The following is a 24,280-nucleotide window of genomic DNA, read 5'->3' on the forward strand; positions in this document are numbered from 1 at the left end:
TATCCGACGGTGACCTTAACCCGACTGGGTGGTCTGCCGCGGCCCGGGTCGTGAGTGGTAAGGCGCGTTAGAACGCGCCTTACCACTCACGACGCGCGGCAGCAGGCGGATCAGGACTGCCGCCACCGCGAAACTCGCCGCGTTCACGTACGCGAGCAGGTGGAACGCCCACGGGCTCGTGATCGTCGGCAGCAGCGCCATGGCCGCCGCTCCGATGCCTGCCCCCGCGAACCGGCCGACCGTCTGCGTGGCCAGTACGCGGTCGGTGTCGCTGCCGGTGGTGAGCCGCGCCACCATCGGGGCGTTGCACGTCCAGAACAGGCGGTCGCCGAAGCCGGCCACCGCCGACACCGCGATCACCGGCCAGCTCGTGTGCGCCAGCGGGTACGCCGTGAACGCGGCGAGGCGCACCAGGTTGCCCGCGATGAGCAGGGCCCGCGGCCCGAAGCGGTCCATCGCCGCGCCCGTCGCCGGGCCGGTGACCAGGGCGAGGAGGGCGCCGGTGCTCAGGGACGCGCCCGCGTCGACCAGGCCCATGCCCTGTCCGTGGACCAGGAACAGCAGGGCGAACGGCACCCACAGCCCGCTGCCGAGCGCGTCGATCAGCGTCGCGGCCAGAAAGATCCGAAGCATCCGCCCCCCGGCGGACAGCCTACGGCTCGAGCGGCAGCGCCAGCCCCACCTTCACGCGGTCCATCGCCACGCTCGTCGTGAAGTGCCGGACGTTCGGGTTGTCGAAGAACATCCGCCGGGTGAACGCCTCGAAGGCCGTCATGTCCGGGCACGTCACGACCAGCACGAAGTCCGCGTTGCCGGTGACGTAGTAACACTGCTGCACGCAGTCGTCGGCGAGGATCTGGCGGCGGAACGCGTCGAGGACCGCCAGGTTCTCGCGCTCCATCTCGACCATCACCACGAACGTCATGCTCAGCCCGAGCGCCGCCGGCGACAGCACCGCCACCTCGCGCTCGATCACGCCCGTCTCGCGCAGCCGTTTGATCCGTCGTTGCACGGCCGCGGCCGAGAGGCCGACCTTCGCGCCGATCGTCTCGGCGATGGTGCGGGCGTCGGCCTGGAGGCAGGCGAGGATGGCGATGTCGAGCTGGTCGAGGTCGGGTGTCGGCACCTCAGCAGGCTAACCGGCACCCCCGACAATTCGCCTGCGTTCACCCCTCCGTGACGTCGCTCACTACTCCCTCCGCGGGGAAGATGAAACAACTTTCTTCGTGACCTCGAACACAACTGGCCGGTCTACCAGGGGGTAGCCCATAGAAGTGGAAGACCAGCCGGTCGCCAGCCAACCCGCCGGCGTGGGGAGGCTTTCCCGTGCCCGCACCTGCCGCCGTGTTGACCGGCCTCGGTTCGTGGTTGCCGACGAAAGTCCTGGACAACCACGAGATCGCCGCCCGGCTGGACACCTCGGACGAGTGGATCCGGACCCGCACCGGGATCCGCGAACGCCGCGTCGCGGGCCCGGACGAGTCCACTGTGGACCTCGCGGTCGGTGCCGGCCGCGAAGCGCTCGCGGGCGGCAAAGCCGACGTCGTGGTCCTCGCCACGTCCACGCCCGACCAGCCCTGCCCGGCCAGCGCGCCGCAGGTCGCCGCCCGGCTCGGGCTCGGCACCGCCGCCGCGTTCGACGTCAACGCCGTGTGCAGCGGGTTCGTCTACGCCCTGGCCACGGCCGCCGGGTTCATCGCGGGCGGGCTGGCCGAGCGCGTCCTCGTGATCGGCGCCGACACCTTCACCACCCTGGTCGACCCCGCCGACCGCACCACCGTCCCGATCTTCGGCGACGGCGCCGGCGCGGTGCTCCTGCGCGCGGGCGACGCCGACGAGCCCGGCGCGTTCGGGCCCTTCGACCTGCACAGCGAGGGCGAGCACGCCGAGCTGCTGTGGGTCCGGGCGGGCGGCGCGCGGAAGCGCCTTTCCGACACCCCGGCCGACCACTTCCTCGCCATGCAGGGCACCGCCGTCTTCCGGCACGCCTGCGCGCGGATGGCGGAATCGTCGCGCACCGTCCTGGAGCGCGCGGGCTGGATGGTCGGCGACGTCGACCGCTTCGTCGGCCACCAGGCGAACATCCGGATCCTCCAGGCGACGGCGAAGCAGCTCGGGATGCCGGCCGACGCCGTGGTCGCCAACATCGACCGGGTCGGCAACACCAGCGCCGCGTCCATCCCGCTCGCCCTGGCCGACGCGCGCGCCGACGGCACCCTCGCGCCCGGCCACCGCGTGCTGCTCAGCGCGTTCGGCGCGGGCCTGACCTGGGGTTCGACGGTGCTGCGCTGGCCGGACCTGGGTCAGCTCTGAGCGGTCCACGTCGGCGTCGCTTCCTGACGCCCGCGCAGCTCCAGCTCGCCGTGCTTCTCCCAGTACGCGGCTTCGCTCGGCAGCGCCGCGGAGACGACGGCGTCGCTGGCGAGCACCCGTGACGGCACGGCCTTGGCCAGCTCGGTGAGCCGCGCGGCCTCGTTGACCGCGTCGCCGATCACGGTGTACTCGAGGCGGCTGCTGGTGCCGAGCTGCCCGGCGAACACCGGGCCGCTGGAGACGCCGATGCCGAGGTCGAGCTCGCCGGCCTCGCGCACGGCGTCCCGGATCGCCCGCGCCGCGGCCAGGGCAGCCGTTTGCGCGTCCGCGAGCCGCGTCGGCGCCCCGAAGATGCAGAGGGCGGCGTCGCCCTGGAACTTGTTGACCAGGCCGCCGCGCGCGCCGACCGCGGCGACGACCGCCGCGAACAGCCGGTTCAGCTTGCCCACCAGGTCTTCCGGCGGGGTGCGGTAGGCCAGCGCGGTCGAGTCGACGACGTCGACGAACAACGCCGTGACCTCGCGGACGTCGCCCGAGAGGGACGCGCCGTACTCGAGGGCGTGCCGGGCGACGTCGGCGCCGACGTGCCGCCCGAACAGGTCCCGCATCCGCGCCTGCTCCCGCAGCCCGGCGGCGAGCTGGTTGACCGACGTCTGGAGCAGGCCGATCTCGCTGGAGTCGTCGACGTCGACCGTGACGTCGTTGTTGCCGCGCGCGATCTCGTCGAGCGCCACGCGCAGCCGGTGCAGCGGCGCCGCGACCGCCCTGGCCAGCAGCGCGGTGCCGATCGCGCCGACGCCGAGGCCGATCACCGACAGCATGACCAGGCTCGCGGTGTGGTCGCCGGTGCCCAGGTCCGGCGGCGTGGCGACGAGCAGCACGCCGACGAACGGGACGCCGCTGGCCAGCGCCCAGGTGACGACCAGCCGGGTCAGCACCGTGACCGGCAGCGACCCGCGCGGCGGCAGGACGTCCAGCGCGATCGTCATCACCGGCCGCGCCACCCACTCGGCGGCGAGGTAGGTCAGCCCGACGGTGGTGAGCCCGCCGAGCCCGATCACGGTCGCCATGCCGACGGCGTCGCCGGCCGACCCGAGCACCCCGGCCAGCACGGCCAGGACGACGGTCCCGATGAGCCAGAGCGTGCCGCTGACCAGCGCCATGTCGACGGGCAGCCGCAGCGCGCGCCGCGCCTCGCTCTCCGACGGCGGGCGCCCGAGCACGAACCAGATCGCGGTGCGCCGCTGCAGCCACGCCGTCCACAGCGTCCCGGCGAGCAGCGAGCCGGCGACGATCCCGGCGGCGGTCAGCCCGAGCAGCCACCCGCGGTCCCCGACGTCACTGGGCAGGCCCTGCAGCAGCAGGAGCAGCGCGACGACGCCGGAGCCGGCCACGCTCGAGCCGATGCCCAGCCCGGCGAAGCCCAGGCTGGTGCGCAACACCACGCGGACGTTCTTCACGGCGATCTTGCGCACGGCCTTGATCGTACGGCCGAAAATGCGTGGCCACCGCCGGTGGCGGTGTCTACCGTGCGGATCATGGATCCACTCGGCCAGGACGAGATCCGGGCCTCGTTCGTCAACTGCACCCGCGGCGAAGCCAAGGGCGTGACGCTGCCCGCCGCGCCCGCGGAAATCCCGTGGGACCGGCGCGAATTCCTCGGCTGGCGCGACCCGAAGGCCCCCGCGCGGGCCTACCTCGTGCTGCCCTACGGCGGTGAGGTGATCGGGCTCGCCCTGCGTGCGGCCGCGCCCCCGAAGTCCCGGCTGCGCAGCAACATCTGCGGCTTCTGCACCACGACCCACGGGCTCGCCGACATCACGCTGTTCTCGGCGCGCCGGGCCGGGAAAGCGGGTCGCGAGGGCAACACGCTGGGCACCTACGTGTGCGGGAACCTGGCGTGCAGCCAGTACGTCCGCGGCGAGCTGAAGTCCGACGTCCCGCAGCCGTACGAGTCTCTGACGGTCGAGGAACGCGCCGCGCGGCTGGAGGAGAAGGTGCACAAGTTCGTGGCGCGGGTGCTGGAGTCGCGTTAGCGCTCTTCCGCGGCGTAGTCGTGCGCGTAGGTCTTGGCGTCGACGAGGTGCTTCAGCGTCAGCTCGCGTGCCGCGGCCGGGTCGGAGCGCCGGATGGCGTCGAGGATCGCGCGGTGGTCGGCGACGGCCTTGCGGATCTGCCCGGGCAGCCGCAGCGCGGCCCGGCGTTCCTCGCCGACCAGGGCGAGCACCGACCGCAGCAGCCCGGCGACGTCGTCGTTGCCGGCGTTCTGCGCGATCACCCGGTGGAACTCGGCGTCGGCGGCGATGACGTGCAGCATGTCGCCGTCCTCGGCGGCCTGCGCCATCTCGGCGACGTTGTCTTCGAGCCGGCTGACGGTCCGGGCGGTGGCGTGCCGGGCCAGGCGTTCGGCGAGGGTCGGCTCGACGGTCGCCCGGAGGTCGAAGAGCTTCTCGACGAGCTGGTCGTGCTCGGTGAACCACGTCCGCAGGGGCTGTTCCTGCTGCTCACGGACGTACGTGCCGGACCCGGCGCGGATCTGGACGTAGCCGATGGAGGCGAGCACCCGCAGGGCCTGCCGCAGTGATCCGCGGCTGATGCCGAGCTCTTCGCACAGGACGCGTTCGGCGGGCAGCCGGGAGCCGGGCGGCAGGTCGCCGGAGTCGATCCGGGCCCGCAGCCGGTCGACGGTCGCGCTCCAGACCTGCTCGGTGTCCACGGCCTCATCCTGTCAGCTCGCCGAAACTGTCGGGGGTGGCTGTCATGATCACGGCATGGACCACTTCGAGGCGTGGGTGCGCGGCTGGGCGGTGTCCCGGGCGACCCCACCACCGGTCCCGGAGCCCGACGGCTACCGGGTCGACGTCGGCCTGCCCGGGCACCGGGTGCGGTACCTGCTGCGCGCACCGGCGGCGGTTTCCGCGCGGGCGGCCACGGTGGCCGCGCCCGGCACGTGGCTGAAGACGGCCGGCTCGCGCGCCGAGGTGCTGGCGGGCCTGACCCCGGCGTGGCGGCCGGGGGAGACGGAGTACTTGATGGCGTTCGACGGGCCCGCACCGCCGGTCGTGGTGCCGCCGGGCTGTTCGGTGGCGGTGACCGGCGACGGGCCGAGCTGGGACGTGCTGGTCTCGTCCGGCGCGGCCCCGGCGGCCCGCGGCCGGGTCGCGGTGGCCGGCGGGGTCGCGGTGTTCGACAAGATCGAGACGGAACCGGAGCACCGCCGCCGCGGCCTCGGCCGCGTGGTGATGCACCGCCTGGGCGAGGCGGCCGGGGCGCGCGCGGGCGTGCTGCTGGCCACGGCCGCCGGGCGCGGGCTGTACCGCGCGCTCGGCTGGCGCGTGGTGTCCGACGTCGTCCCGGCGCACGTCCCGGAAGGAGCGGCATGACGGCCCGGTTCAAGGACCTCGCCCTGGACGCGAACGACCACCAGGCCCTGGCCGACTGGTGGTGCCGAGCGCTGGGCTACGTCCGCCGGGACTCGGTGACCGGCGACACGCGCCCGGACGGCTGGCCGGTCCCGATCGTCGACCCGGCGGGGGAGGGCCCGCTGATCTGGCTCAACCCGGTCCCGGAGCCGAAGGCGGTCAAGAACCGCATGCACCTGGACGTCTTCGGCGACCCGGCCGAGCTGGTGGCGCTGGGCGCCACCCTGGTCCGCGAGCGCGGCGGCGACACCGAGTGGGAGGTGATGGCCGATCCGGAGGGCAACGAGTTCTGCGTCTTCACGCCGCGGTGAGTGTGTGCGGGGTGACTGTCTGACCTGACACATCTGCGTCGCGGGAGTGGCCCACGGTGCTTAGGCTCCGCAGGTGATTGCTTCATGACGTGGTGGCACGCGGTGATCGTCCTGGTCGCCGGGATCTGGGCCGGAACCATCAACGCGGTCGTGGGGTCGGGGACGCTGGTGACGTTCCCCGTGCTCGTCGCGCTCGGCTACCCGCCCGTGACGGCGACGACGTCCAACGCCATCGGCCTCGCACCCGGGACGATCAGCGGCGCCTGGGGCTACCGGCACGAGCTGACGGGTTACTGGCCGCGGGTCGCCCAGTTCGCCGTCGCGTCCTTCCTCGGGGCCATCGGCGGGACGATCCTGCTGCTGTCGCTGCCGAAGGACGCCTTCGAAGCGGTGGTGCCGGTGCTCGTCGGCCTGGCCGTGGTCCTGGTGATCATCCAGCCGAAGGTGTCGAAGTGGGTCGCGGCGCGGCGCGAGGGGAACGGCAAGGAGCACAGGCCGGGCCCGTTGCTGATGTTCTTCATCTTCCTCATCGGCATCTACGGCGGGTACTTCACCGCCGCGCAGGGCGTGATGCTGATGGCCGTGATGGGGATGCTGCTGTCCGAGCCGCTGCAGAAGCTCAACGGCGTGAAGAACGTGCTCGCGGCGGTGGTCAACATCGTCGCCGGGGTGATCTACGCGTTCGTGGCGCCGGTCAGCTGGGCGGTGGTGCTCTGGCTGGCCGTCGGCTCGACCGCCGGCGGCTTCCTCGGGGCGAAGATCGGCCGGAAGCTGCCGCCGACGGTGCTGCGCGGGGTGATCGTGGTGATCGGGGTGGCCGCGGTGATTCAGCTGGTGGTCAAGCAGTTCAGCTGAGTTCGCGGAGGAAGGTGGCCCACGCTTCGGCCGGGAGCGCCAGCTCTCCGGAGGTGGGTGCCTTCGAGTCCCGGACGCCGACCAGCTCGGTGTTGAGCGCGACCTCGACGCAGTCTCCGTTGTTGCCGCCGCTGTAGCTGCTCTTGCGCCAAGGCAGGGCGACCTCGACGCAGTTCCCGTTGTTGCCGCCGCTGTAGCTGCTCTTGCGCCAGGACCGGCTCTGGGAGGTCATCGCGTTTCGTCCTTTGCTCGGTCGTACTCACTTGCCAGTGCGGCAAGCCACTCCCGGGATTGTCCTCCATCCAGGGCATGACCGGCCAGTCGCTTGAGCACGTGGCGGTATATCTCCAAGTCGGCTGGGTCTTCCAGGAACAAGCTCGCGGTCTGGTTTTCGACGTAGGCCACCACCGGAGCTTCGTTGTAGCGCATGATCCTGAATCCCACGCCAAAAACACCCGCCGGGCAGGCGGCCTCTGGGATCACCCGGATCACGCAGTGTTCGAACGAGGACGTGAGCAGCAGGTGGAGTATCTGCTCGTGCATGGCCTGGTCGTTGGCGACCTTCGTCCGGAGAGCTGCTTCCTGGATGTAGAACGTGAACCGCGGCGGATCCCTCCGCCGCAACAACTTCTGTCTGCTCAGCCGGGCTTTGACCCGGAGATCGATACCGGTCTCGTCATGGAGGCCGAACCAGCGGAAAACTGCGCGCGCGTACTCCTCGATCTGCAGGATGCCCGGGATGACCTGGGGCTCGAACATGATGATCTCGGTGGCCTGCGTCTCGGTCACGATCAGCGACCGCAGCTCATCCGGCAGCTGCTCGCGATGCGGCCGGATCCGGTACCCGTCCGCCTGCTCGCGCACCAGATCCAGCACCCGCACCACGTCCTCGCGCGAGGCCCGGCAGCTCGCGAGGTACATGGTCACGTCCAGCTCGGAGTAACCCCGAACCCCGCTCTCCATCCGCGAAATCTTGCTGGCCGAACACCCCAGCAGGTCCGCAAGATCGGAAAGCAGCAGCCCGGCACCGACCCGAAACCGCTTCAGCTCGTCGCCGACTTCGCGGCCCGTCGCCGACGAATCGCGGTCTCGCTCGCTCATGCCGGGAAAGCTAAGCCGTCCCCAGCCGGGAACGGCTCAGCGCCACGGCAACATCAACCCATCGGACGCCGCCTTGCCACGGCGGCAAGCTACGGCCGGAACTCCTTTGCCGCGGCCAGGAACAGGTCGTTCTCCTCGCGGGTCCCGATCGTCACGCGCACGCCGTCGCCGGCGAACGGGCGGACCACCAGCTTGCGGTCCAGCGCGTGCTCCGCGAACGGCACCGCCTGGTCACCCAGCGGCAGCCAGACGAAGTTCGCCTGCGTCTCCGGCACCCGGTAACCCGCCTCGAGCAGCGCGTCCCGCACCCGCCCGCGCTCGGCGACGATCTCCTTGCAGCGCTCCAGCAGCTCGTCCGCGGCATCCAGGGACGCCAGCGCGGCCACCTGGGCCAGCATGTTCACCGAAAACGCCACGTACACCTGGCGAAGGGCGTCCGCGATCGGCTCGGGCGCCACCGCGTAACCGACGCGCAGGCCCGCGAGGCCGTACGCCTTGGAGAACGTCCGCAGCACCATCACGTTCGCCCGGGTGCGGGTGTACTCGACGCCGTCGGGCACCTCGGGGTCGGTGACGAACTCCTTATAGGCCTCGTCCAGCACGACCAGCACGTGCTCGGGCACCTCGGCCAGGAAGCGCTCCAGCTCGGCGCGGCGGACCGCCGTCCCGGTGGGGTTGTTCGGGTTGCAGACGAAGACCACGCGCGTCCGGTCGGTGATCGCCGCGAGCATCGCGTCGAGGTCGAGCTCCTGGCCCTCGGTGATCGGGACCTTCACCGAAACGGCGTTCGCGACCTGCGTGACGATCGGGTACGCCTCGAACGAGCGCCAGCCGAAGATGACCTCGTCACCCGGCGCGCACACCGCCTGGATCGTCTGCTGGCACAGCGACACCGAGCCGCAGCCGATCGCGACGCGCTCCACCGGCACGTCCAGCTCGCGGGCCAGCCGCTCGCGCAGGGCCTGCGAACCGGTGTCCGGGTAGCGGTTGATGCCGGTCGCGGCGTCGGCGATGGCCTGCGCGACGCTCGGCAGCGCGCCGCCGGGCACCTCGTTGCTCGCCAGCTTGATCGCGCCTTCGATCGTCCGGCCGGGGACGTATTTCGGCAACGATTCGAGATCGGCACGCGGGGACACGGACGGCATCTTCGGCGCTCCTGGAAATCGACGGGACGACCCGGTCACCGTATCTTTTCCGCCGTCCGCCCCGCGACTCCCTTCCGGCGGACTGTGCCCGGCCCGGGCTTCCTCCCGTTCACCTCGTAGTGATTGAGTGAACGGATGACGTCGACCTCCACCGCGGACTACCAGCGCACCGACGGCCGCACCCTGCGCCTGACCTTCTCGGAACCCGAAGGCGCGCTACGCGGCGGCCTGGTGGTGCTGCACGAGGCCGACGGCGTCACGGACGGCGTGAAACTGCTGCTCGCGAGCCTGGCCACGGAGGGCTGGCTGACCGTCACGCCGCACCTGGAGAACGACCGCCTCACCCAGCAGGACCTGCTCGACGCGACCGACCTCACCCTCGCCTGGCTGGTCGAGCGGGGCGTCGAGGCCGACCTGCTCGGCGTGATGGGCTTCGACCTCGGCGGCACGGCGGCCCTCGTCGTCGCGTCGCACCGCAAGCTCGGCGCGGCCGTCAGCGTCGGCGGGCAGCAGGCCGCCGAGCTGCCCGCGCTGGTCGAGATCGCCGGGAAGCTCACCAGCCCGTGGCTCGGCATGTACGGCGACGCCGGTGACGAGGCCGGCGGCGCCGACGTCGAGCGCCTGCGTGACGCGGCCGCGTCGGCGAAGGTCGCCACGAACGTCGTCCACTACCCGGGCGCGAACCACCGCTTCGACGCCGACCCGGGCGCGGCCGCGGAGGCCTGGCAGCGGACGCTGAACTGGTTCGACGCGCACCTGCGGTAGGTGTGGGCGGCCCACACCGCCAGCCCGGTTTCCGTGTCGGTTCGAACTACGGTGACATCGCGATCCGAGGGATTAGGCTCGGGGCGTGACGCACACCGCCGACGCCCCCGAAGTGCTCTGGCGCCCCGAGCCGGGCCACGTAGCCGACACCAAGATCGACGCCTTCCGCCGCTGGCTGCGCGCCGAGCGCGGCGTCGAGGTGGACGACTACCGCTCGCTGTGGGAGTTCTCGGTCGAGCGCGGCCCGGACTTCTGGGCGGCGGTCGCGGACTTCCTCGGCGTCCGCTGGCACGACCGGCCCGGCGAGGTGCTGTCGGGGGAGATGCCGGACGCCGTCTGGTTCGAGGGCGGCACGCTGAACTACGCCGAGCACGCGCTCACCCCCGGCGTCGCGGGCGCCGCGAAGGCCGACGACGAGACCGCGGTGATCTTCCACCGCGAAGACGGCTTCGCGAGCCACCTCACGTACGGCGAGCTTCGGGCGCAGGTCGCCGCGGCCCGGGCCGGGTTCCTCGAGCTCGGCGTCGGCAAGGGCGACCGGGTCGTCGCGCTGGCGCCGAACTGCCCGCAGACGCTGGTCGCGTTCCTCGCCGCGGCGAGCATCGGGGCGATCTGGTCGTCGTGCTCGCCGGACTTCGGCGTCCGCGCGGTCGCGGACCGGTTCGTCCAGATCGAGCCGAAGGTGCTGTTCGCGGTCAACGCCTACGCGTACAACGGCCGCCAGTTCGACATCCGGACGACGGTCGCCGACCTGCAGGCGCAGCTGCCGTCGCTGGCCGCGACCGTGCTGGTCGAGTACGTCGGCGAAGGCCGCATGGACGGCGCCCTCGACTGGGCCGAGCTGCTCGCGAAGCACGAGGGCGCGCCGCTGCTGTTCGAGCCGGTCGAGTTCGCGCACCCGCTGTGGGTGCTCTACTCCTCCGGCACCACCGGCCTGCCGAAGGGCATCGTGCACGGCCACGGCGGCATCGTCCTCGAACACCTCAAGGCGCTCGCGCTGCAGACCGACCTCGGGCCCGGCGACCGGTTCTTCTGGTTCAGCACCACCGGCTGGATGATGTGGAACTTCCTCGTCTCCGGCCTGCTGGTCGGCACCACGATCGTCCTCTACGACGGCAGCCCCGGGTTCCCGGACCTCAACGCGCTCTGGCGCCTGGCCGAGCAGCACCGCGTCACGTACTTCGGGACGTCGGCGCCGTTCATCCAGAGCTGCCTCAAAGCCGGCATCAAGCCCGCCGAGCGCTACGACCTCACCGGGCTGCGCGCGCTGGGCTCGACCGGTGCGCCGCTGAGCGTCGAGGGTTTCCGGTGGATCGTGACCGAGGTCGGGCGCAACGTCCAGATCTGCTCGGTCTCCGGCGGCACCGACCTGTGCGCGGCGTTCGTCGCGTCGGCGCCGGACGTCCCGGTGTGGCTGGGCGAGCTCTCCTGCCCGGCGCTCGGGGCCGCGGTGAACGCGTTCGACGAGGCCGGGAAGGCCGTCGTCGAGGAGGTCGGCGAGCTGGTCATCACCAAGCCGATGCCGTCGATGCCGGTGTTCTTCTGGAACGACCCGGACGGCTCGCGGCTGCGTGAGGCGTACTTCGAGATGTACCCCGGGCTGTGGCGCCACGGCGACTGGATCCGGATCACGAACCGCGGCTCGGCGGTGATCTACGGCCGCAGCGACTCGACGCTCAACCGCGGCGGCGTCCGGATGGGCACGGCGGAGTTCTACCGGGTCGTCGAGGGCTACGACGAGATCGCGGATTCCCTGGTCGTGGACACCTCGGCGGCCGGCAACGAGGACGGCCAGCTGATCTGTTTCGTGGTGCTCGCCGGCGGTGTCGCGCTCGAAGACGTCGAACCGCGGTTGCGCAAGGAGCTTCGTAGCGCGCTGTCACCGCGCCATGTACCCGATCGGTTCGTCGTGGTTTCCGAGATTCCTCGTACCTTGAACGGTAAGAAGTGTGAGGTACCGGTGAAGAAGATCCTCGCCGGTGTGGCTCCCGACCGGGCCGTCAGCCGCGACGCGCTGGCCAATCCGGCGGCGCTGACGCCGTTCGTGGAGCTCGCCGGGGGGTAGATGGGGGAAGCATGATCATCCACGGCGGGTTGTACAGGTGGTGACGGGGACACGCGCGCAGATCACCTGGAAGGTGGCCGGAGCCACCACCGTGGGGGTGATCACCTGGGTGACCCGGCTGGCGGGCCTGATGACCCTGGGCTCGATCCTGATCCCGGCCGGGCGCCGCAGCCTGCGCGGGCACCTGGCCGAGTGGCTGGAGCTGCCGCAGGAGGCCACCGTCGCGGCGGCGACGGTGGCGCTGGTCATGGGCGTGCTGCTGGTGCTGCTGGCCGCGGGCCTGCGGCGGCGCAAGCGGCGGGCCTGGCAGCTGGCGGTCGGCGCGACGGTGCTGCTCACGATGTCGCACCTCGGGCTGAAGCACGTCTTCGGCGCCGGCCTGGTGTCGGTGGTGCTGCTGGTGGGCCTGATCGCGAACCGGCGTTACTTCGTCGCGAAGCCGGACCCGGTGGTCGGACGCTGGCGCGCGGTGCGCGTGTTCGCGCAGCTGACGCTGGCCGGGTTCGTGATCAACGTCATCCTGCTGTCGGTGGCGCCGCGGGCGATGCTGGACCCGATGAGCTTCGGCGACCGGCTGGCGGAGTCGGCGCTCGCGCTGGTCGCCGCCAGCGGGCCCGCGGTGTTCCACCAGATGTGGCTGGAGGACCTCACGGCGGCGGTCGGCCTGCTGTTCGGCCTCGCCGCCGTCCTGGTGTCGGCGTACTTCCTGCTGCGCTCGGCCGAGCCGGCACCGCGGCTGACCGACGAAGAGGTCGCGCGCCTGCGCCGGCTGCTGGACGAGCACGGCGAGCGCGACTCGCTGGGTTATTTCGCACTGCGGCGGGACAAGTTCGCGGTGTTCTCGAAGACGGGCAAGGCCGCGGTCACCTACCGCGTGATCGCCGGTGTCGCGCTCTGCTCGGCCGACCCGCTGGGCGACCACGAGGCGTGGCCGGGCGCGATCGAGGAGTACCTGGAGGTCTGCCGTCGCAACGGCTGGACCCCGGCGGCGATGGGCGTCTCGGAGCTCGGCGCAACGGTCTGGGCCCGCTTCGGCCTGGAGGTCCTGGAGATCGGCGACGAGGCGGTGGTCGACGCGGAGGGGTTCACCCTGGACGGCCGCACGATGCGCGGCGTCCGCCAGGCGGCGGCCCGCACGAAACGGGCGGGCTACAAGGTGCTGGTGCGCCGAGCGGAGGACCTGCGCCCGGGCGAGCTGGCCGAGCTGGAGGTCCTGGCGGCCACCTGGCGCGGAACGGACACCGAGCGCGGCTTCTCGATGGCACTGGGCCGCATGGGCGACCCGGGCTCGGTCCTGGTGACGGCGGAGCAGGGCGGCCGCGTCCGCGGGGTGCTCCAGTTCGTCCCGTGGGGCAGAACGGGCCTCTCGCTGGACGTCATGCGCCGCGACCGCGCGGCCGACAACGGCGTCAACGAGCTGATGATCTCGGAGCTCCTGCTGTCGGCGGGGCGTCACGGCGTCACCCAGGTGTCGTTGAACTTCGCGGCGTTCCGGGCGTTGATGGAGCAGGGCCAGCGCATCGGCGCGGGCCCGGTCGCGCGCATGTCGGCGAAAGTCCTGCACTTCTTTTCCCGGTGGATCCAGATCGAGACGCTGTACCGCTTCAACGCGAAGTTCCAGCCGCGCTGGGTGCCTCGCTATTTGGTGTACCCGAAGGTCCGCGAGCTGCCCCGCGTCGGCATCGCCACGTTCGAGGCCGAGGGCCTCGGCGGCCGCTCCCCGCGCCTGCTCAGGCTGCTGCGGAGGGCGTAAGGGGGGTGCTGTTCCGGGGGTGATCGAGGGTGTGTAACCTATCTGAGCAGTGGTCGTTGGGCCCAGGAGGCTTCGCCTAGTCTGGTCTATGGCGCCGCACTGCTAATGCGGTTGGGGGTAACCCCCCCTCCCGGGTTCAAATCCCGGAGCCTCCGCTGGTACCCGGTTCGCCGGGTGCTAGGTTACAACTGAACACGCGCCCGTAGCTCAGCTGGATAGAGCATCTGACTACGGATCAGAAGGTCAGGGGTTCGAATCCCTTCGGGCGCACGTCTGGTTGAGACAGCAAAGAAGCCCCCTCTTCGGAGGGGGCTTCTTTCTTGTCCGCCGGGTGTCCGGGCGCACGGCTACCGCACCGATGGCGGCTCGACCTACCACAACGATCCCGCTTGCGACTGGCTCCTTCGTGGCCAGCGCCACGCCGCGGCCCGCCTCACCCCGCGGTGCCGATCGCTTGGGTCGACGTACGTCCAGGCTCGCTGGAACCCTCTGAGTGCTGCTGCACAAACGCCCTGCGGCCGCGCGAGTAGCGCCGCATCGCCCTTGAAGTCGCTTGGCTGCGCAGCGTAACTGGACTGGACCACCCGGCTGCCCCCTTCCTGGACTGGTCTCGACCACTCACCACGCTCCGTGGTGACCCTTCCGTAATTGGTCTGGACCACGTACCGTCTTCGCAAACGGCGCAAAACACCGCCCTGGTCCCCGCCGGTGGTGCTGGTGTCCGCCGTCCTGCACCTGGCTCAAAGGAGAGCGATGTCCAGAAAGAGATGGCACCTCCTCGGTCTGTTCACCGCGGTCGGCGCGATCGCGGTCGGTCTCGTCACCGTGCCGGCGAGCGCCGCCGGTGGTGTCAGTGCCGCCTTCGGCAAGGGGTCCGACTGGGGCTCCGGGTACGAGGGCAAGTACACGATCACCAACGGCTCCGGCGCGACGCTGCCGAGCTGGACCGTCGAGTTCGATCTGCCGAGCGGCGCGAAGATCGCGTCCCTGTGGGACGGCAGCTACACCGCGTCCGGGCAGCACGTCACCGTCAAGAACAGCTGGAACGGCAACGTCGGCAACGGCGGCACCGCCAGCTTCGGCTTCAACGTCAGCTACTCCGGCACCTACTCGGCGCCGTCGAACTGCAAGCTGAACGGCGGTTCCTGCGACGCCGGCGGTGGCACCCCGACCACCACGCCGACCACCCCGACGCAGCCGACCACCAACCCCACCACGCCGACGACGCCGACCACGCCCACCACCCCGACGACGACCACGCCGCCCCCGCCGGGTGGGCTGAAGAACGTCGGCTACTTCGTGCAGTGGGGCGTCTACGGGCGCAACTACCACGTCAAGAACATCGAGACGTCGGGCTCGGCCAGCAAGCTGACGCACATCAACTACGCGTTCGGCAACGTCAAGAACGGCCAGTGCACCGCCAACGACGACCCGTACGCCGACTACCAGAAGACCTACGACGCCGCGGGCAGCGTGGACGGCGTGGCCGACACCTGGGACCAGCCCGTCGCCGGCAACTTCAACCAGCTGCGCAAGCTGAAGAAGCTGCACCCGGGCCTCAAGGTGATCTGGTCGTTCGGCGGCTGGACCTACTCCGGCGGCTTCGGCCAGGCCTCGCAGAACGCGGCCGCGTTCGCGCAGTCCTGCTACAACCTGCTCAAGGACCCGCGCTGGGCGGACATCTGGGACGGCATCGACATCGACTGGGAGTACCCCAACGCGTGCGGCCTTTCCTGTGACACCAGCGGGGCCGCGGCCTACAAGAACCTGATGGGCGCGCTGCGCTCGAAGTTCGGCTCGTCGTTCCTGATCACCTCGGCGATCACCGCGGACGGCAGCAACGGTGGCAAGCTCGACGTCGCCGACTACGGCGGCGCCGCGCAGTACATCGACTGGTACAACGTGATGACCTACGACTACTTCGGCGCCTGGGCGCCGCAGGGCCCGACCGCCCCGCACTCGCCGCTCACCAACTTCAGCGGCATCCCGACGCCGGGCTTCTACTCCGACGCGGCGATCCAGAAGCTGAAGAGCAAGGGCGTCCCGTCGAGCAAGCTGTTGCTGGGCATCGGGTTCTACGGCCGCGGCTGGACCGGCGTCACGCAGGACGCGCCGGGTGGTACCGCGACCGGCCCCGCGTCGGGCACCTACGAGCAGGGCATTGAGGACTACAAGGTCCTCAAGAACACCTGCCCGTCGACCGGCACCTTCGCCGGCACCGCGTACGCCAAGTGCGGCAGCAACTGGTGGAGCTACGACACCCCGTCGACCATCAACGGCAAGATGTCCTACGCCAAGCAGCAGGGTCTCGGCGGCGCCTTCTTCTGGGAGCTGACCGGTGACACGGGCAACGGCGAGCTCATCACCGCGATGAAGAACGGCCTGTCGTGAGCCGCCGGTGGTTGCCCGCGCTCGGGCTGGCGGCCGCGGCCGCCACGATCGGCGCGATGTTCGTGATCGCCCCGGCGAACGCGGCGGGCGGCGTGTCCGCGACCTTCTCGAAGGGCTCCGACTGGGGTACCGGGTACGAGGGCAAGTACACGATCGCCAACGGCTCGGGCTCGACGTTGCCGAGCTGGACCGTCGAGTTCGACCTGCCGTCCGGCGCGAAGATCTCGTCCCTGTGGGACGGCAGCTACACCGCGTCCGGCCAGCACGTCACGGTGAAGAACAGCTGGAACGGCAACGTCGGCAACGGCGGTAGCGCCAGCTTCGGCTTCAACGTGACGTACTCGGGTGCGTACGCGGCGCCGTCGAACTGCAAGCTGAACGGGGGTTCCTGTGCCGCCGGGGGCACACCCCCCACGACCACGACGCCGCCTGCGACGACGACCCCGTCGACCACGACCACCCCGCCGCCGGCGGGTGGCCGGGGCGCGCCCTACCTGTACCTGGGCTGGGGCAGCCCGCCGAACCCGCAGACGGTGATGAACGCGACCGGGATCAAGTGGTTCACCATGGCGTTCATCAACGCCTCCGGTGGCTGCAACCCGGCGTGGGACAGCAGCCGTCCGCTGCAGGGCAGTGCCGACGCCACCGCGATCTCGCAGATCAAGGCGGCGGGCGGCCAGGTCGTCCCGTCGTTCGGCGGCTGGAGCGGCAACAAGCTGGGCCCGAACTGCTCGACGCCGGCCGCGCTGGCCGGGGCGTACCAGCAGGTCATCAACGCCTACGGGCTGAAGGCGATCGACATCGACATCGAGAACTCCGACGAGTTCGAGAACGAGGCCGTGCAGGACCGCATCCTGGGCGCGCTGAAGATCGTCAAGCAGAACAACCCGGGGATCCAGACGATCCTGACCTTCGGCACGTCGACGACCGGCCCGAACTTCTACGGGAACCGGCTCATCGACCAGTCGAAGGCGCTGGGTGCGAACGTGGACGTGTACACGATCATGCCGTTCGACTTCGGTGGCGGCGCGAACATGTACACCAGCACGGTGAGCGCGGCGAACGGGCTGCGCGACAAGCTGAAGTCGACGTTCGGGTGGTCGGACGCCACGGCGTACGCCCACCTCGGGATCTCGGGCATGAACGGCCTGTCGGACCAGCAGGAGCTCACGGACCTGTCGACCTGGACCCAGATCACCAACTGGGCCAAGTCGAACAAGATCGCGCGCCTGGCGTTCTGGTCGGTCAACCGCGACCGGGGCTGCCCCGGCGGCGGCGTCCAGTCGGCGTGCAGCGGCATCGCCCAGAACGACTGGGACTTCACGAAGGTGACGGCGGGCTTCTGACGCCCTCGTGAGTGGTAAGGAGGGTTCTAACCCTCCTTACCACTCACGACATCGTTTTGACGGAGTCACCGATCGCCTGGTCCAAAATGGACAGACCGAGCGAGATCTCTTCTTCGGACGCCGTCAGCGGCGGCGCGATCCGGAACACCCCGCCCATCCCGGGCAGCTGCACGATGTTCATGTGCAGCCCGAGTTCGAGGCAGCGCTGCGTGACCCGCGCGCCCAGCTCGTCCGAACTCCGCTTGGTTTCCCGGTCCACCACCAGTTCCAGCCCGGCCAGCAGGCCGCGGCCGCGGATGTCGCCGACCACCTCGTGGCGCGTGGCGAGTTCTTCCAGGCCGCTGCGCAGCAACGCGCCCAGCTCGAGCGCTCGTGAGTCGAGGCGGTCGCGGGTCAGCACGTCCAGGACCGTGTTGCCGACCGCGGCCGGGAGCGGGTCGGACACGTGCGTCGTGAAGAACAGGAACCCGCGTTCGTGGGCCGCCCGCTCGATTTCCGCGCTGGTGAGCACCGCGGCGAGCGGCAGTCCGGCGCCGAGCGTCTTCGACAGCGTCAGGATGTCCGGGACGATGCCGTCGCGCTCGAACGCGTACCAGTTTCCGGTGCGGCACAAGCCGGTCTGGGCTTCGTCGAGGATCAGCAGCATGCCGCGTTCACGGCACTTTTCGGCCAGCGCGGCGAAGTAGCCGGGCGGCGGCTCGATGATGCCGCCGGAGCTGAGGATCGGCTCGACCAGGCAGGCGGCGAGGCTGCCCACCGACTGCGCGTCGATCATCTCGAACCCGAAGTCCAGCTGACGTCGCCAATCGAGCTCGCCGGCAGCGTCGGTGAAGTCCGGGCGGTAGGAGTTGGGCGCCGGGATGGCGAAGTTGCCCGGCGCGGCCGGGCCGTACCCGCGGCGGCCGGCGCTGTACGTCGCGCTCGCCGCCGCCTGCGTCATCCCGTGCCACGACCGGGCGAACGAGACGATCTCGTGCTTGCCGGTGACCAGCTTGGCCATCCGGACGGCGGCCTCGTTCGACTCGGCGCCGGTGGTCAGCAGCAGCGCTTTCTCCAGCGGCGCCGGCAGCGTCTCGGCGAGCCGCCGCGCGAGGTCGACGACCGGGCGGCTCAGCATGCCGCTGAACAGGTGGTCCAGCCGGCTCACCTGCCGCCGGACGGTCTCGACGATCTCCGGGTGCGCGTGCCCGAGGATCGCGCTCATCTGGCCGGAGGTGAAGTCGAGGATCCGGCGCCCGTCCTCGGTGACGACGAAACTGCCCTCGGCGTGGTCGATGATCTCGCGGGTGAAGGCGCCGCCGTACCGCACGAGGTGCCGGTCGACGTCGGCCCAGAAGGAGTCAGCCATGGCTTCGAAGGTAAGTCCGCCGCGAGCGACACGTCCAGCTCACAATTCCGGCTTGCTTGTTCGGTTTTGCCGCACAATCGGCGGATGCTGAACCCGTGGCGCCTGCGCCTGCTGAGCCGGCTCGACACGCTGGGCACGGTCCGCGCGGTGGCGCAGGACGCGAACCTGAGCGCGTCGAGCGTGTCGCAGCAGCTGGCCGTGCTCGAAGCGGAAACCCGCACCCAGCTGCTGGAACGCACCGGCCGCCGGGTCCGCCTGACGCCGGCGGGGCTGATGCTGGCCCGCCGCGCCCGGGCGATCCTCGACCACCTGGACACGGTCGAGGCGGAGCTGCGCAGCCTCGGCGAGGAACCGGCGGGCCTGGTGCGGCTCGGGGCGTTCCAGAGCGCGATCCACACGCTGGCGGTCCCGGCGGTGACCCGGCTGGCGCACCCGCACCTGGAGGTCCAGCTGCTGGAGCTGGAGCCGCACGAGAGCATCCCGGCCCTGCGCGGCGGCGACGCCGACGTCATCATCACCACGACCGACTTCGTCGAGCTGCCGCTGGGCCCTGACCTGGACATCTTCCCGCTGGCGACGGACCCGATCGTGCTGGTGACCCCGCCGGAGGCACCCCGCGGCCCGGCGGTCCTGTCGGCCTACGCGAACGAGCCGTGGGCGCTGGACGTCCCGCAGTCGTACATGGCGAACCTGACGCTGCGCCTGTGCCGCGAGTCGGGTTTCGAGCCGCGGGTGGTGTGCCGCTTCAGCAACTACCTGATGACGCTGCAGCACGTCGAGGCCGGGTTGTCGATCGCGCTGCTACCGGGGTTGGCGGTGGACCCGCGCTACCGCGTGGCAACGCGAGAGCTGGCAACCCCGGTGACCCGCACGATCGCGGCGGTGGTCCGCCGAGGATCACCACCACGGGCGGCGGTCAACGTGGTGCTGGAGGCCCTGCGGCAGCTGCCGGACCCGGTGGACCTCGCGAAGGGCGGGAGCTGATCAGCCGGACCTGCTATCCGGCGGCGTGGCGGCCACGCCGAGCCCAGGGCGTCCAGATCGGATCGGTGCCCTGGGGCGGGTCGAGGCTGATCACCACTTGGAGCTCCTCCGGCTGGTCTGCAACGATCCACCACGGGAACAGGGCCTCGTAAATGCCGCTGGCGACGCCGAAGAAGTAAATCAGGGGAAGTTTTTGTTCGTAGGCTCGACGCAGGGCGACATTGGTGAAGTAGTTCGGATCCTCGCCGGCGTACTTGTAGCTGCGCAATCTATCGCCGATGATGCCGTCTTCGTAGGGTCGTGATTGGTGTTCTGGCCTGTAGGCGGTCTTGATCGACAAAGCGGCTTCCAGCTCTTTCGGCTTTCGAATGCCCCGCTGCCGATCCGCCAGAGCGATCCTCTTGCCTTCGAACTCGAAGAGGCTCAGCTGGCTCGACGGAATGCGATTGTCGTTGGTCCCACGAACCTGGACCAACCACATGAGAGCCTGCCACCGCAGCCGCGTGTCATAGTCCAGGTTCTTGAAGTTCGTGGGCAGGTGGAACTGTCCGCGAACAGCCTCCGTTTCAGGAAGATCGACTCGCTTGCTGACCGAGCGGCTGGGGCGGCGTAGTGACGAGGCAGCCGCGCTGAAGACGAGGTCGAGCCCGAGCTCTGCCCGGACAAGCTCCGCCGCGCCCGGTGTGAAGTACTCCTCCAATAGCGCCTCGATCGCTGAAACGAGGGTCTTCGGGTTGTTCAGGAGCCGTACAACTTCAGGGCGTAGTCGACCACGCGCCCCACGGGCTTTGAGCCATGAGCCGCGTTGGGAGGTATTGGCGGCAATCGCAACACCTGTCGAATCCGATAGTTCCCAGAGCGATCGTTCCAGGCGAATGAACGGGTTGGCGGCCAAGTCGGTGATCTCGGCGGCGCCCGGGGCGTATTTGCCGATGAGGTGGCCAACGGGGGCCTCCGCCTCGTCGTACGTCGCGTCCCACCTGCGTCGCTTGACGAACATTTGGAGAAGCCAGAGCAGCAGGAGGGGCTTGTGCGGAGCACGCTGCCTCCCGACTCGAGCTACGCGGAGCGTCTTCAGCTCAGCAATGAGCTGCTTTTCGTCCAACCTCACCCCTCCGTGTCTTCGGCAACGGAGTGTAGCTGCGCGAAGCGCGAGCATGCGCTCTTCGCGCTGCTACTGAAGAGCGTGTCGTGCCCTGTCTGGGCACCAGAACAATGACGTAGTGTGTCGGCGCTGCTCGGTGTCACAGGGCCAGTACGGTTGTCTGCCATGACGGAACTGCCGCAGCGACTGATGGACGAGCTCGCGGAAGTAGGCCCGGCGGAAGCTGACCACGACGACCCCGGAGCGGGACTGCGCCAGCTCGAGGTACTTCTCGCGACGAACGCCGGCTCGTTGCCGATCGACAAGGTCGTCGCTGTCCGTGTCACCGGGGACGATGAGCTCGTCGAACAGTTCCGCAGAACCGGGCAGCTGGCCGACGCGGTACTCGGAGTCGCATTGGTGGACCTACGCGCAGACGACAGGGCTTCGGCGGTGTCCGAGGAGTTCTGGGAGCTGTTGGTCGCTCCGCCCCCTGAACGCGTGTCCGTCGGCCTCGTTTTCGGCTGGAAGGCCACGGGGTGGGAGGCTGTCTGGCTGGGCCACAGCGGGGCAGGCGAGAGCGCGGCATCCGTGCTGAGCGAGTTCCTCGGAATCGAGGCTGAAGAGGTTTCACCGATTGTCGAGCCCAAATACCGGTTGGAGCTCGACGAACGAGTTCGGCGCATGCTCAAGGTGTCCGTCCGTTCGCGGCCGGCTGTGATGCTCGTGGGCCCACCGGGCACGGGGAAGACGCATTTGCTCACGGAACTGGTCGCCGAGATCAGCAAGGACCCGCCAGCTCACGGCCTGACTCGGCTCCGCAAGCCGATGTTGGTCACCCCGGATGAGTCTTGGACCGTCCGGGAACTGGTCGGGGGTGACACCGTGGACGACCGGGGACGACTCCGCTTCAGCCCCGGGCACGTGCTGGAGGCCATCCAGCGGGACCGGTGGTTGATCTTGGACGAGGCCAACCGCGCCGATCTCGATCGCATCTTCGCGGGGTTGTTCACCTGGTTGTCTGGTCAAACGGTCGAGGTGGGTCGCGCGAGTGTCGAGCCGGGTGCCAGCAAGATCCTCTTAGGCTGGGCCGACACACCGCACAGTCAAGTCATCGGAGTGAGCCGCTTGCGGCGCGGGGGTGTGAGCGGTGGGCCGATCAGTTACCTGGCCGGCACCGACTGGAGGCTGCTCGGAACGTACAACGCCGTCGATGCACAGCGGGTTTTCCGCTTCGGGCAGGCGTTGGGACGGCGATTCGACCACATTCCCGTGCCGGTTCCGGGTGTCGAGGCCTTCATACGAGCGCTTCGAACGCGTCTGGACGACCTCGGGCCAGCTTTGGGCGAACCCGAAAAGGAGACGTTGGGGTCAATCCTCTCCGCGATCTATCGATCTCATGCCGAGGTTCAAGGCGATGCGATGGGGCCGGCCGCGCTGCTGTCGATCCCGCACTACGTTGCGGCTGGTAGGCGAGACGACGGTGTGGTGCCGTTGGCGCAACTCGTCGCGGAAGGGTACTTGAGCAGCATGGGCACTTGGCTGGCCGTGCTCGGTGATGACCTGGACCGGCTGGGGGAAGGCTTGAGGCGCGAAAACGTCCTCGGCGGGGAGTGGGGATGGGTCCACAGTCGGCTGCGTGAACTGCAGTGACGGCGCCGAACCTCGATGAGTCGGCGTTGTCGATCCCGTGGGAAGGCGTGCGAGAACTCTTCCACAGCTGGTCAGGCAAGGGCGACCTCTTCGCCGGCCTGGCCGCCGTTCTGCGGAACGACGAGTTCAGTCGCTGGACGAAGCGGGACGTTGAACGGCGCGCACACCGCGTGCTCTTCGAAAACTGTTGCGAGAGCCTGCAGCGCATGCCCATCCGGGTGCGTGACTGGTTGGCCATCGTCCCGGTCCACTCGCAGGTGTCCCATGCGGCGAGCCCGGCACCGCGAGGTCGGATCGATTGGGCAGCGACTCGACGGACCGGGTGGCCGCCCCGTGAGTTCGTGGGACGTACTCGGCAGCGGACTTCCGACGAAGCGTTGCTGAGTGCCCTGCGGTGGACCGTCGAACGCATGCTCCTGGTGTACCTCGATGCCTCCTTCAAGGATCTGCGCCGGAAGAAACCACTGGTCGAAGAGCAACTGGATGCGCTTGGCCAACTCGTGGAGCGGCCTGAGCTGCAGCAGGTCCCCGCGGTCCTGCCGGACTGGGCCGTGATTAAGGATTTCCGCCGATCCGGGCCCAAGTGGCAGGTCGTGGCCGACCTAGCCGACGTCCTGCGTAAAGAGGAAGGTCCTGATTTGATTGCGCTGGCCAAGGCGCAAATCATGCCGGACGAAGAACTGGCTTCGGCGCTGTTCCACCTAGGCGTTTTCGGCCTCGTCCTTACCTCGCTCAGGGCCGATGGTCATCGGCCAGTGAGTCTGCGTCCGCTCCACGGCGGGGCCAGCGGTGCCGCCTACGAGGTCGAGGCCGCTGGGCAGATATGGCACCTGTGGTTCGAGGCGGGAGGTCTGTGGGCGAAGTCCGGTCAGGTCGAGCCCTACGTCGAGGCGACGCGTGGGCTGCGGCGCCCGGGCCAGACGAAGAGTCCCGACATCATGCTCGTCAATGAGGGAAGCCGCCGCGCGCTCATCATCGAATGCAAGTACAGCAAGGACCACAAGTATATCCGGAGTGGTTACAGTCAAGCGCTCACTTACCTGACCGAAGCGCGGACAACGATGATCGACATCGGCGCCGCGTTCGTGGTAGCTCCCAGCGAGATGGTGGCAACCCTCAGCACCGGCCGTACCGTGATGGGGCCCGTCTCATTCTGCGCGCCCGAGCATTTCAAAGGTGCGTTCAGAACCGCATTTGCCGAGCTTCGCCGATGACCTGGTCAGACCTCGGTCTTCTCCTTGACCGGCAGCTCCGGGCTCGCGCCCCAAGCCAGCTCCGTCACCACCCGCACCGCGGCCGGGACCGCGGCCTCGACCGCGGCCGACAAACCGATTCCGCCGTCCACGCACGCCGGTTCGCAGCACAGGACCAGCACGCGGCCCGCGTCGCCGCCCAGGAGGCGCAGCAGGCGGACCACCGCGTCGCCCGGGAGGTCGTGCGTGTCCGGGGATGCGGTCAGGGTCAGGGTGCCCGGTGGGACGCCGTGGCGGGTGGCGTCCAGGAGGATCGTCGTGTCGTAGCCGCCCGTCAGGTCGTACGCCAGGTGGACCGTGGCGATGTCGTAGTCCGCGATCTGCACCCACGGGGGCAGGCCCGCCCGGTCCAGTTCCCTGAGCACTTCGACGCCGAAGCCGTCGTCGTGCAGGAAGACGTTGCCAATACTCGCGACCAGGACACGTGGCCTCATTGCGCAACCTCCTGGGGTGCACTCCCAGGCTAGAACTGTGAAGTGGATCACACAATA

The 24,280-nt window shown here is 69.8% G+C and carries 23 protein-coding genes and 2 tRNA genes; 15 read left to right on the forward strand and 10 right to left on the reverse strand.

What is annotated here, in order from left to right; all coding sequences use genetic code 11:
• Window positions 1–15: 15 nt before the first annotated feature.
• On the reverse strand, window positions 16–633 hold the full coding sequence (locus ABZW17_RS05680) for an MFS transporter (RefSeq protein ID WP_354810016.1): 618 nt from the start codon (window positions 631–633) through the stop codon (window positions 16–18).
• A 19-nt stretch (window positions 634–652) separates the two neighbouring features.
• Complete coding sequence (locus ABZW17_RS05685; protein ID WP_354810018.1) at window positions 653–1,126, reverse strand: Lrp/AsnC family transcriptional regulator; 474 nt, start codon at window positions 1,124–1,126, stop codon at window positions 653–655.
• A 200-nt stretch (window positions 1,127–1,326) separates the two neighbouring features.
• Here ABZW17_RS05685 and ABZW17_RS05690 point away from each other — a divergent pair, with 200 nt between their 5' ends.
• Window positions 1,327–2,313, forward strand: a complete 987-nt coding sequence (locus ABZW17_RS05690; protein ID WP_354810020.1) for a beta-ketoacyl-ACP synthase III — start codon at window positions 1,327–1,329, stop codon at window positions 2,311–2,313.
• Here ABZW17_RS05690 and ABZW17_RS05695 read toward each other — a convergent pair.
• Complete coding sequence (locus tag ABZW17_RS05695) at window positions 2,304–3,788, reverse strand: adenylate/guanylate cyclase domain-containing protein (RefSeq protein WP_354810022.1); 1,485 nt, start codon at window positions 3,786–3,788, stop codon at window positions 2,304–2,306. The two genes, ABZW17_RS05690 and ABZW17_RS05695, sit on opposite strands and share 10 nt — an antisense overlap.
• Before the next feature lie 63 nt (window positions 3,789–3,851).
• Here ABZW17_RS05695 and ABZW17_RS05700 point away from each other — a divergent pair, with 63 nt between their 5' ends.
• Window positions 3,852–4,349 (forward strand): FBP domain-containing protein, encoded by a 498-nt coding sequence (locus ABZW17_RS05700; RefSeq protein WP_354810024.1) that lies wholly within the window; start codon window positions 3,852–3,854, stop codon window positions 4,347–4,349.
• On the opposite strand, the gene ABZW17_RS05705 is transcribed toward ABZW17_RS05700, so the two are convergent.
• Complete coding sequence (locus tag ABZW17_RS05705; protein WP_354810026.1) at window positions 4,346–5,029, reverse strand: FadR/GntR family transcriptional regulator; 684 nt, start codon at window positions 5,027–5,029, stop codon at window positions 4,346–4,348. The two genes, ABZW17_RS05700 and ABZW17_RS05705, sit on opposite strands and share 4 nt — an antisense overlap.
• A gap of 55 nt (window positions 5,030–5,084) precedes the next feature.
• Here ABZW17_RS05705 and ABZW17_RS05710 point away from each other — a divergent pair, with 55 nt between their 5' ends.
• The 3 genes from ABZW17_RS05710 to ABZW17_RS05720 all read left to right on the forward strand — a co-directional run bounded on the left by ABZW17_RS05710 (window position 5,085) and on the right by ABZW17_RS05720 (window position 6,901).
• Window positions 5,085–5,696 carry a GNAT family N-acetyltransferase gene (locus tag ABZW17_RS05710; RefSeq protein WP_354810028.1) on the forward strand — a complete coding sequence of 204 codons (612 nt, stop codon included), beginning with the start codon at window positions 5,085–5,087 and terminating at the stop codon, window positions 5,694–5,696.
• Window positions 5,693–6,046: a VOC family protein gene (locus ABZW17_RS05715; RefSeq protein ID WP_354810030.1), complete on the forward strand. Its 354-nt coding sequence runs from the start codon at window positions 5,693–5,695 to the stop codon at window positions 6,044–6,046. Before ABZW17_RS05710 ends, ABZW17_RS05715 begins: the two co-directional genes overlap by 4 nt.
• A gap of 84 nt (window positions 6,047–6,130) precedes the next feature.
• Window positions 6,131–6,901, forward strand: coding sequence for a sulfite exporter TauE/SafE family protein (locus ABZW17_RS05720; RefSeq protein WP_354810032.1), 771 nt, complete (start codon window positions 6,131–6,133; stop codon window positions 6,899–6,901).
• Here the strand turns inward: ABZW17_RS05720 and ABZW17_RS05725 are convergent.
• The 3 genes from ABZW17_RS05725 to hisC form a co-directional block, all read right to left on the reverse strand.
• Window positions 6,894–7,133, reverse strand: a complete 240-nt coding sequence (locus ABZW17_RS05725; protein ID WP_354810034.1) for a DUF397 domain-containing protein — start codon at window positions 7,131–7,133, stop codon at window positions 6,894–6,896. The two genes, ABZW17_RS05720 and ABZW17_RS05725, sit on opposite strands and share 8 nt — an antisense overlap.
• Window positions 7,130–8,002 (reverse strand): DUF5753 domain-containing protein, encoded by an 873-nt coding sequence (locus ABZW17_RS05730; protein WP_354810036.1) that lies wholly within the window; start codon window positions 8,000–8,002, stop codon window positions 7,130–7,132. The genes ABZW17_RS05725 and ABZW17_RS05730 overlap by 4 nt, the downstream gene beginning before the upstream one ends.
• Window positions 8,003–8,091: 89 nt before the next feature.
• Window positions 8,092–9,147, reverse strand: a complete 1,056-nt coding sequence (gene hisC / locus ABZW17_RS05735) for a histidinol-phosphate transaminase (protein ID WP_354810038.1) — start codon at window positions 9,145–9,147, stop codon at window positions 8,092–8,094.
• Between the two features lie 135 nt (window positions 9,148–9,282).
• Between hisC and ABZW17_RS05740 the strand changes: the two genes are divergently transcribed.
• The 7 genes from ABZW17_RS05740 (at window position 9,283) to ABZW17_RS05770 (ending at window position 17,467) form a co-directional block, all read left to right on the forward strand.
• Window positions 9,283–9,912 (forward strand): dienelactone hydrolase family protein, encoded by a 630-nt coding sequence (locus ABZW17_RS05740; protein ID WP_354810040.1) that lies wholly within the window; start codon window positions 9,283–9,285, stop codon window positions 9,910–9,912.
• Between the two features lie 85 nt (window positions 9,913–9,997).
• The gene (locus ABZW17_RS05745; protein ID WP_354810042.1) at window positions 9,998–11,977 is read left to right on the forward strand and encodes an acetoacetate--CoA ligase; all 1,980 of its coding nucleotides are present in this window, start codon (window positions 9,998–10,000) and stop codon (window positions 11,975–11,977) included.
• A gap of 37 nt (window positions 11,978–12,014) precedes the next feature.
• Window positions 12,015–13,730: a phosphatidylglycerol lysyltransferase domain-containing protein gene (locus ABZW17_RS05750; RefSeq protein WP_354810044.1), complete on the forward strand. Its 1,716-nt coding sequence runs from the start codon at window positions 12,015–12,017 to the stop codon at window positions 13,728–13,730.
• A gap of 65 nt (window positions 13,731–13,795) precedes the next feature.
• Window positions 13,796–13,885, forward strand: a tRNA-Ser gene (locus tag ABZW17_RS05755).
• 41 nt (window positions 13,886–13,926) lie between these two features.
• Window positions 13,927–14,000, forward strand: a tRNA-Arg gene (locus ABZW17_RS05760).
• Between the two features lie 483 nt (window positions 14,001–14,483).
• Window positions 14,484–16,121: a glycosyl hydrolase family 18 protein gene (locus ABZW17_RS05765; protein WP_354810046.1), complete on the forward strand. Its 1,638-nt coding sequence runs from the start codon at window positions 14,484–14,486 to the stop codon at window positions 16,119–16,121.
• A complete protein-coding gene (locus tag ABZW17_RS05770; protein WP_354810048.1) occupies window positions 16,118–17,467 on the forward strand; it encodes a cellulose binding domain-containing protein in 1,350 nt (449 codons plus the stop codon). Before ABZW17_RS05765 ends, ABZW17_RS05770 begins: the two co-directional genes overlap by 4 nt.
• A gap of 43 nt (window positions 17,468–17,510) precedes the next feature.
• On the opposite strand, the gene ABZW17_RS05775 is transcribed toward ABZW17_RS05770, so the two are convergent.
• On the reverse strand, window positions 17,511–18,815 hold the full coding sequence (locus ABZW17_RS05775) for an aspartate aminotransferase family protein (RefSeq protein WP_354810050.1): 1,305 nt from the start codon (window positions 18,813–18,815) through the stop codon (window positions 17,511–17,513).
• Window positions 18,816–18,899: 84 nt separating this feature from the next.
• Between ABZW17_RS05775 and ABZW17_RS05780 the strand changes: the two genes are divergently transcribed.
• On the forward strand, window positions 18,900–19,799 hold the full coding sequence (locus tag ABZW17_RS05780; RefSeq protein WP_354810052.1) for a LysR family transcriptional regulator: 900 nt from the start codon (window positions 18,900–18,902) through the stop codon (window positions 19,797–19,799).
• A gap of 13 nt (window positions 19,800–19,812) precedes the next feature.
• Here ABZW17_RS05780 and ABZW17_RS05785 read toward each other — a convergent pair whose 3' ends face one another.
• A complete protein-coding gene (locus tag ABZW17_RS05785) occupies window positions 19,813–20,904 on the reverse strand; it encodes a hypothetical protein (protein ID WP_354810054.1) in 1,092 nt (363 codons plus the stop codon).
• A gap of 165 nt (window positions 20,905–21,069) precedes the next feature.
• Between ABZW17_RS05785 and ABZW17_RS05790 the strand changes: the two genes are divergently transcribed.
• A complete protein-coding gene (locus ABZW17_RS05790; RefSeq protein ID WP_354810056.1) occupies window positions 21,070–22,536 on the forward strand; it encodes an AAA family ATPase in 1,467 nt (488 codons plus the stop codon).
• Window positions 22,533–23,750: a hypothetical protein gene (locus ABZW17_RS05795; protein ID WP_354810058.1), complete on the forward strand. Its 1,218-nt coding sequence runs from the start codon at window positions 22,533–22,535 to the stop codon at window positions 23,748–23,750. Before ABZW17_RS05790 ends, ABZW17_RS05795 begins: the two co-directional genes overlap by 4 nt.
• A 5-nt stretch (window positions 23,751–23,755) precedes the next feature.
• Here ABZW17_RS05795 and ABZW17_RS05800 read toward each other — a convergent pair whose 3' ends face one another.
• Window positions 23,756–24,223, reverse strand: coding sequence for a hydrogenase maturation protease (locus ABZW17_RS05800; protein WP_354810060.1), 468 nt, complete (start codon window positions 24,221–24,223; stop codon window positions 23,756–23,758).
• Window positions 24,224–24,280 lie beyond the last annotated feature (57 nt).

The sequence above is a fragment of the Amycolatopsis sp. NPDC004625 genome (assembly GCF_040609695.1).
Taxonomy (GTDB): Bacteria; Actinomycetota; Actinomycetes; order Mycobacteriales; family Pseudonocardiaceae; genus Amycolatopsis.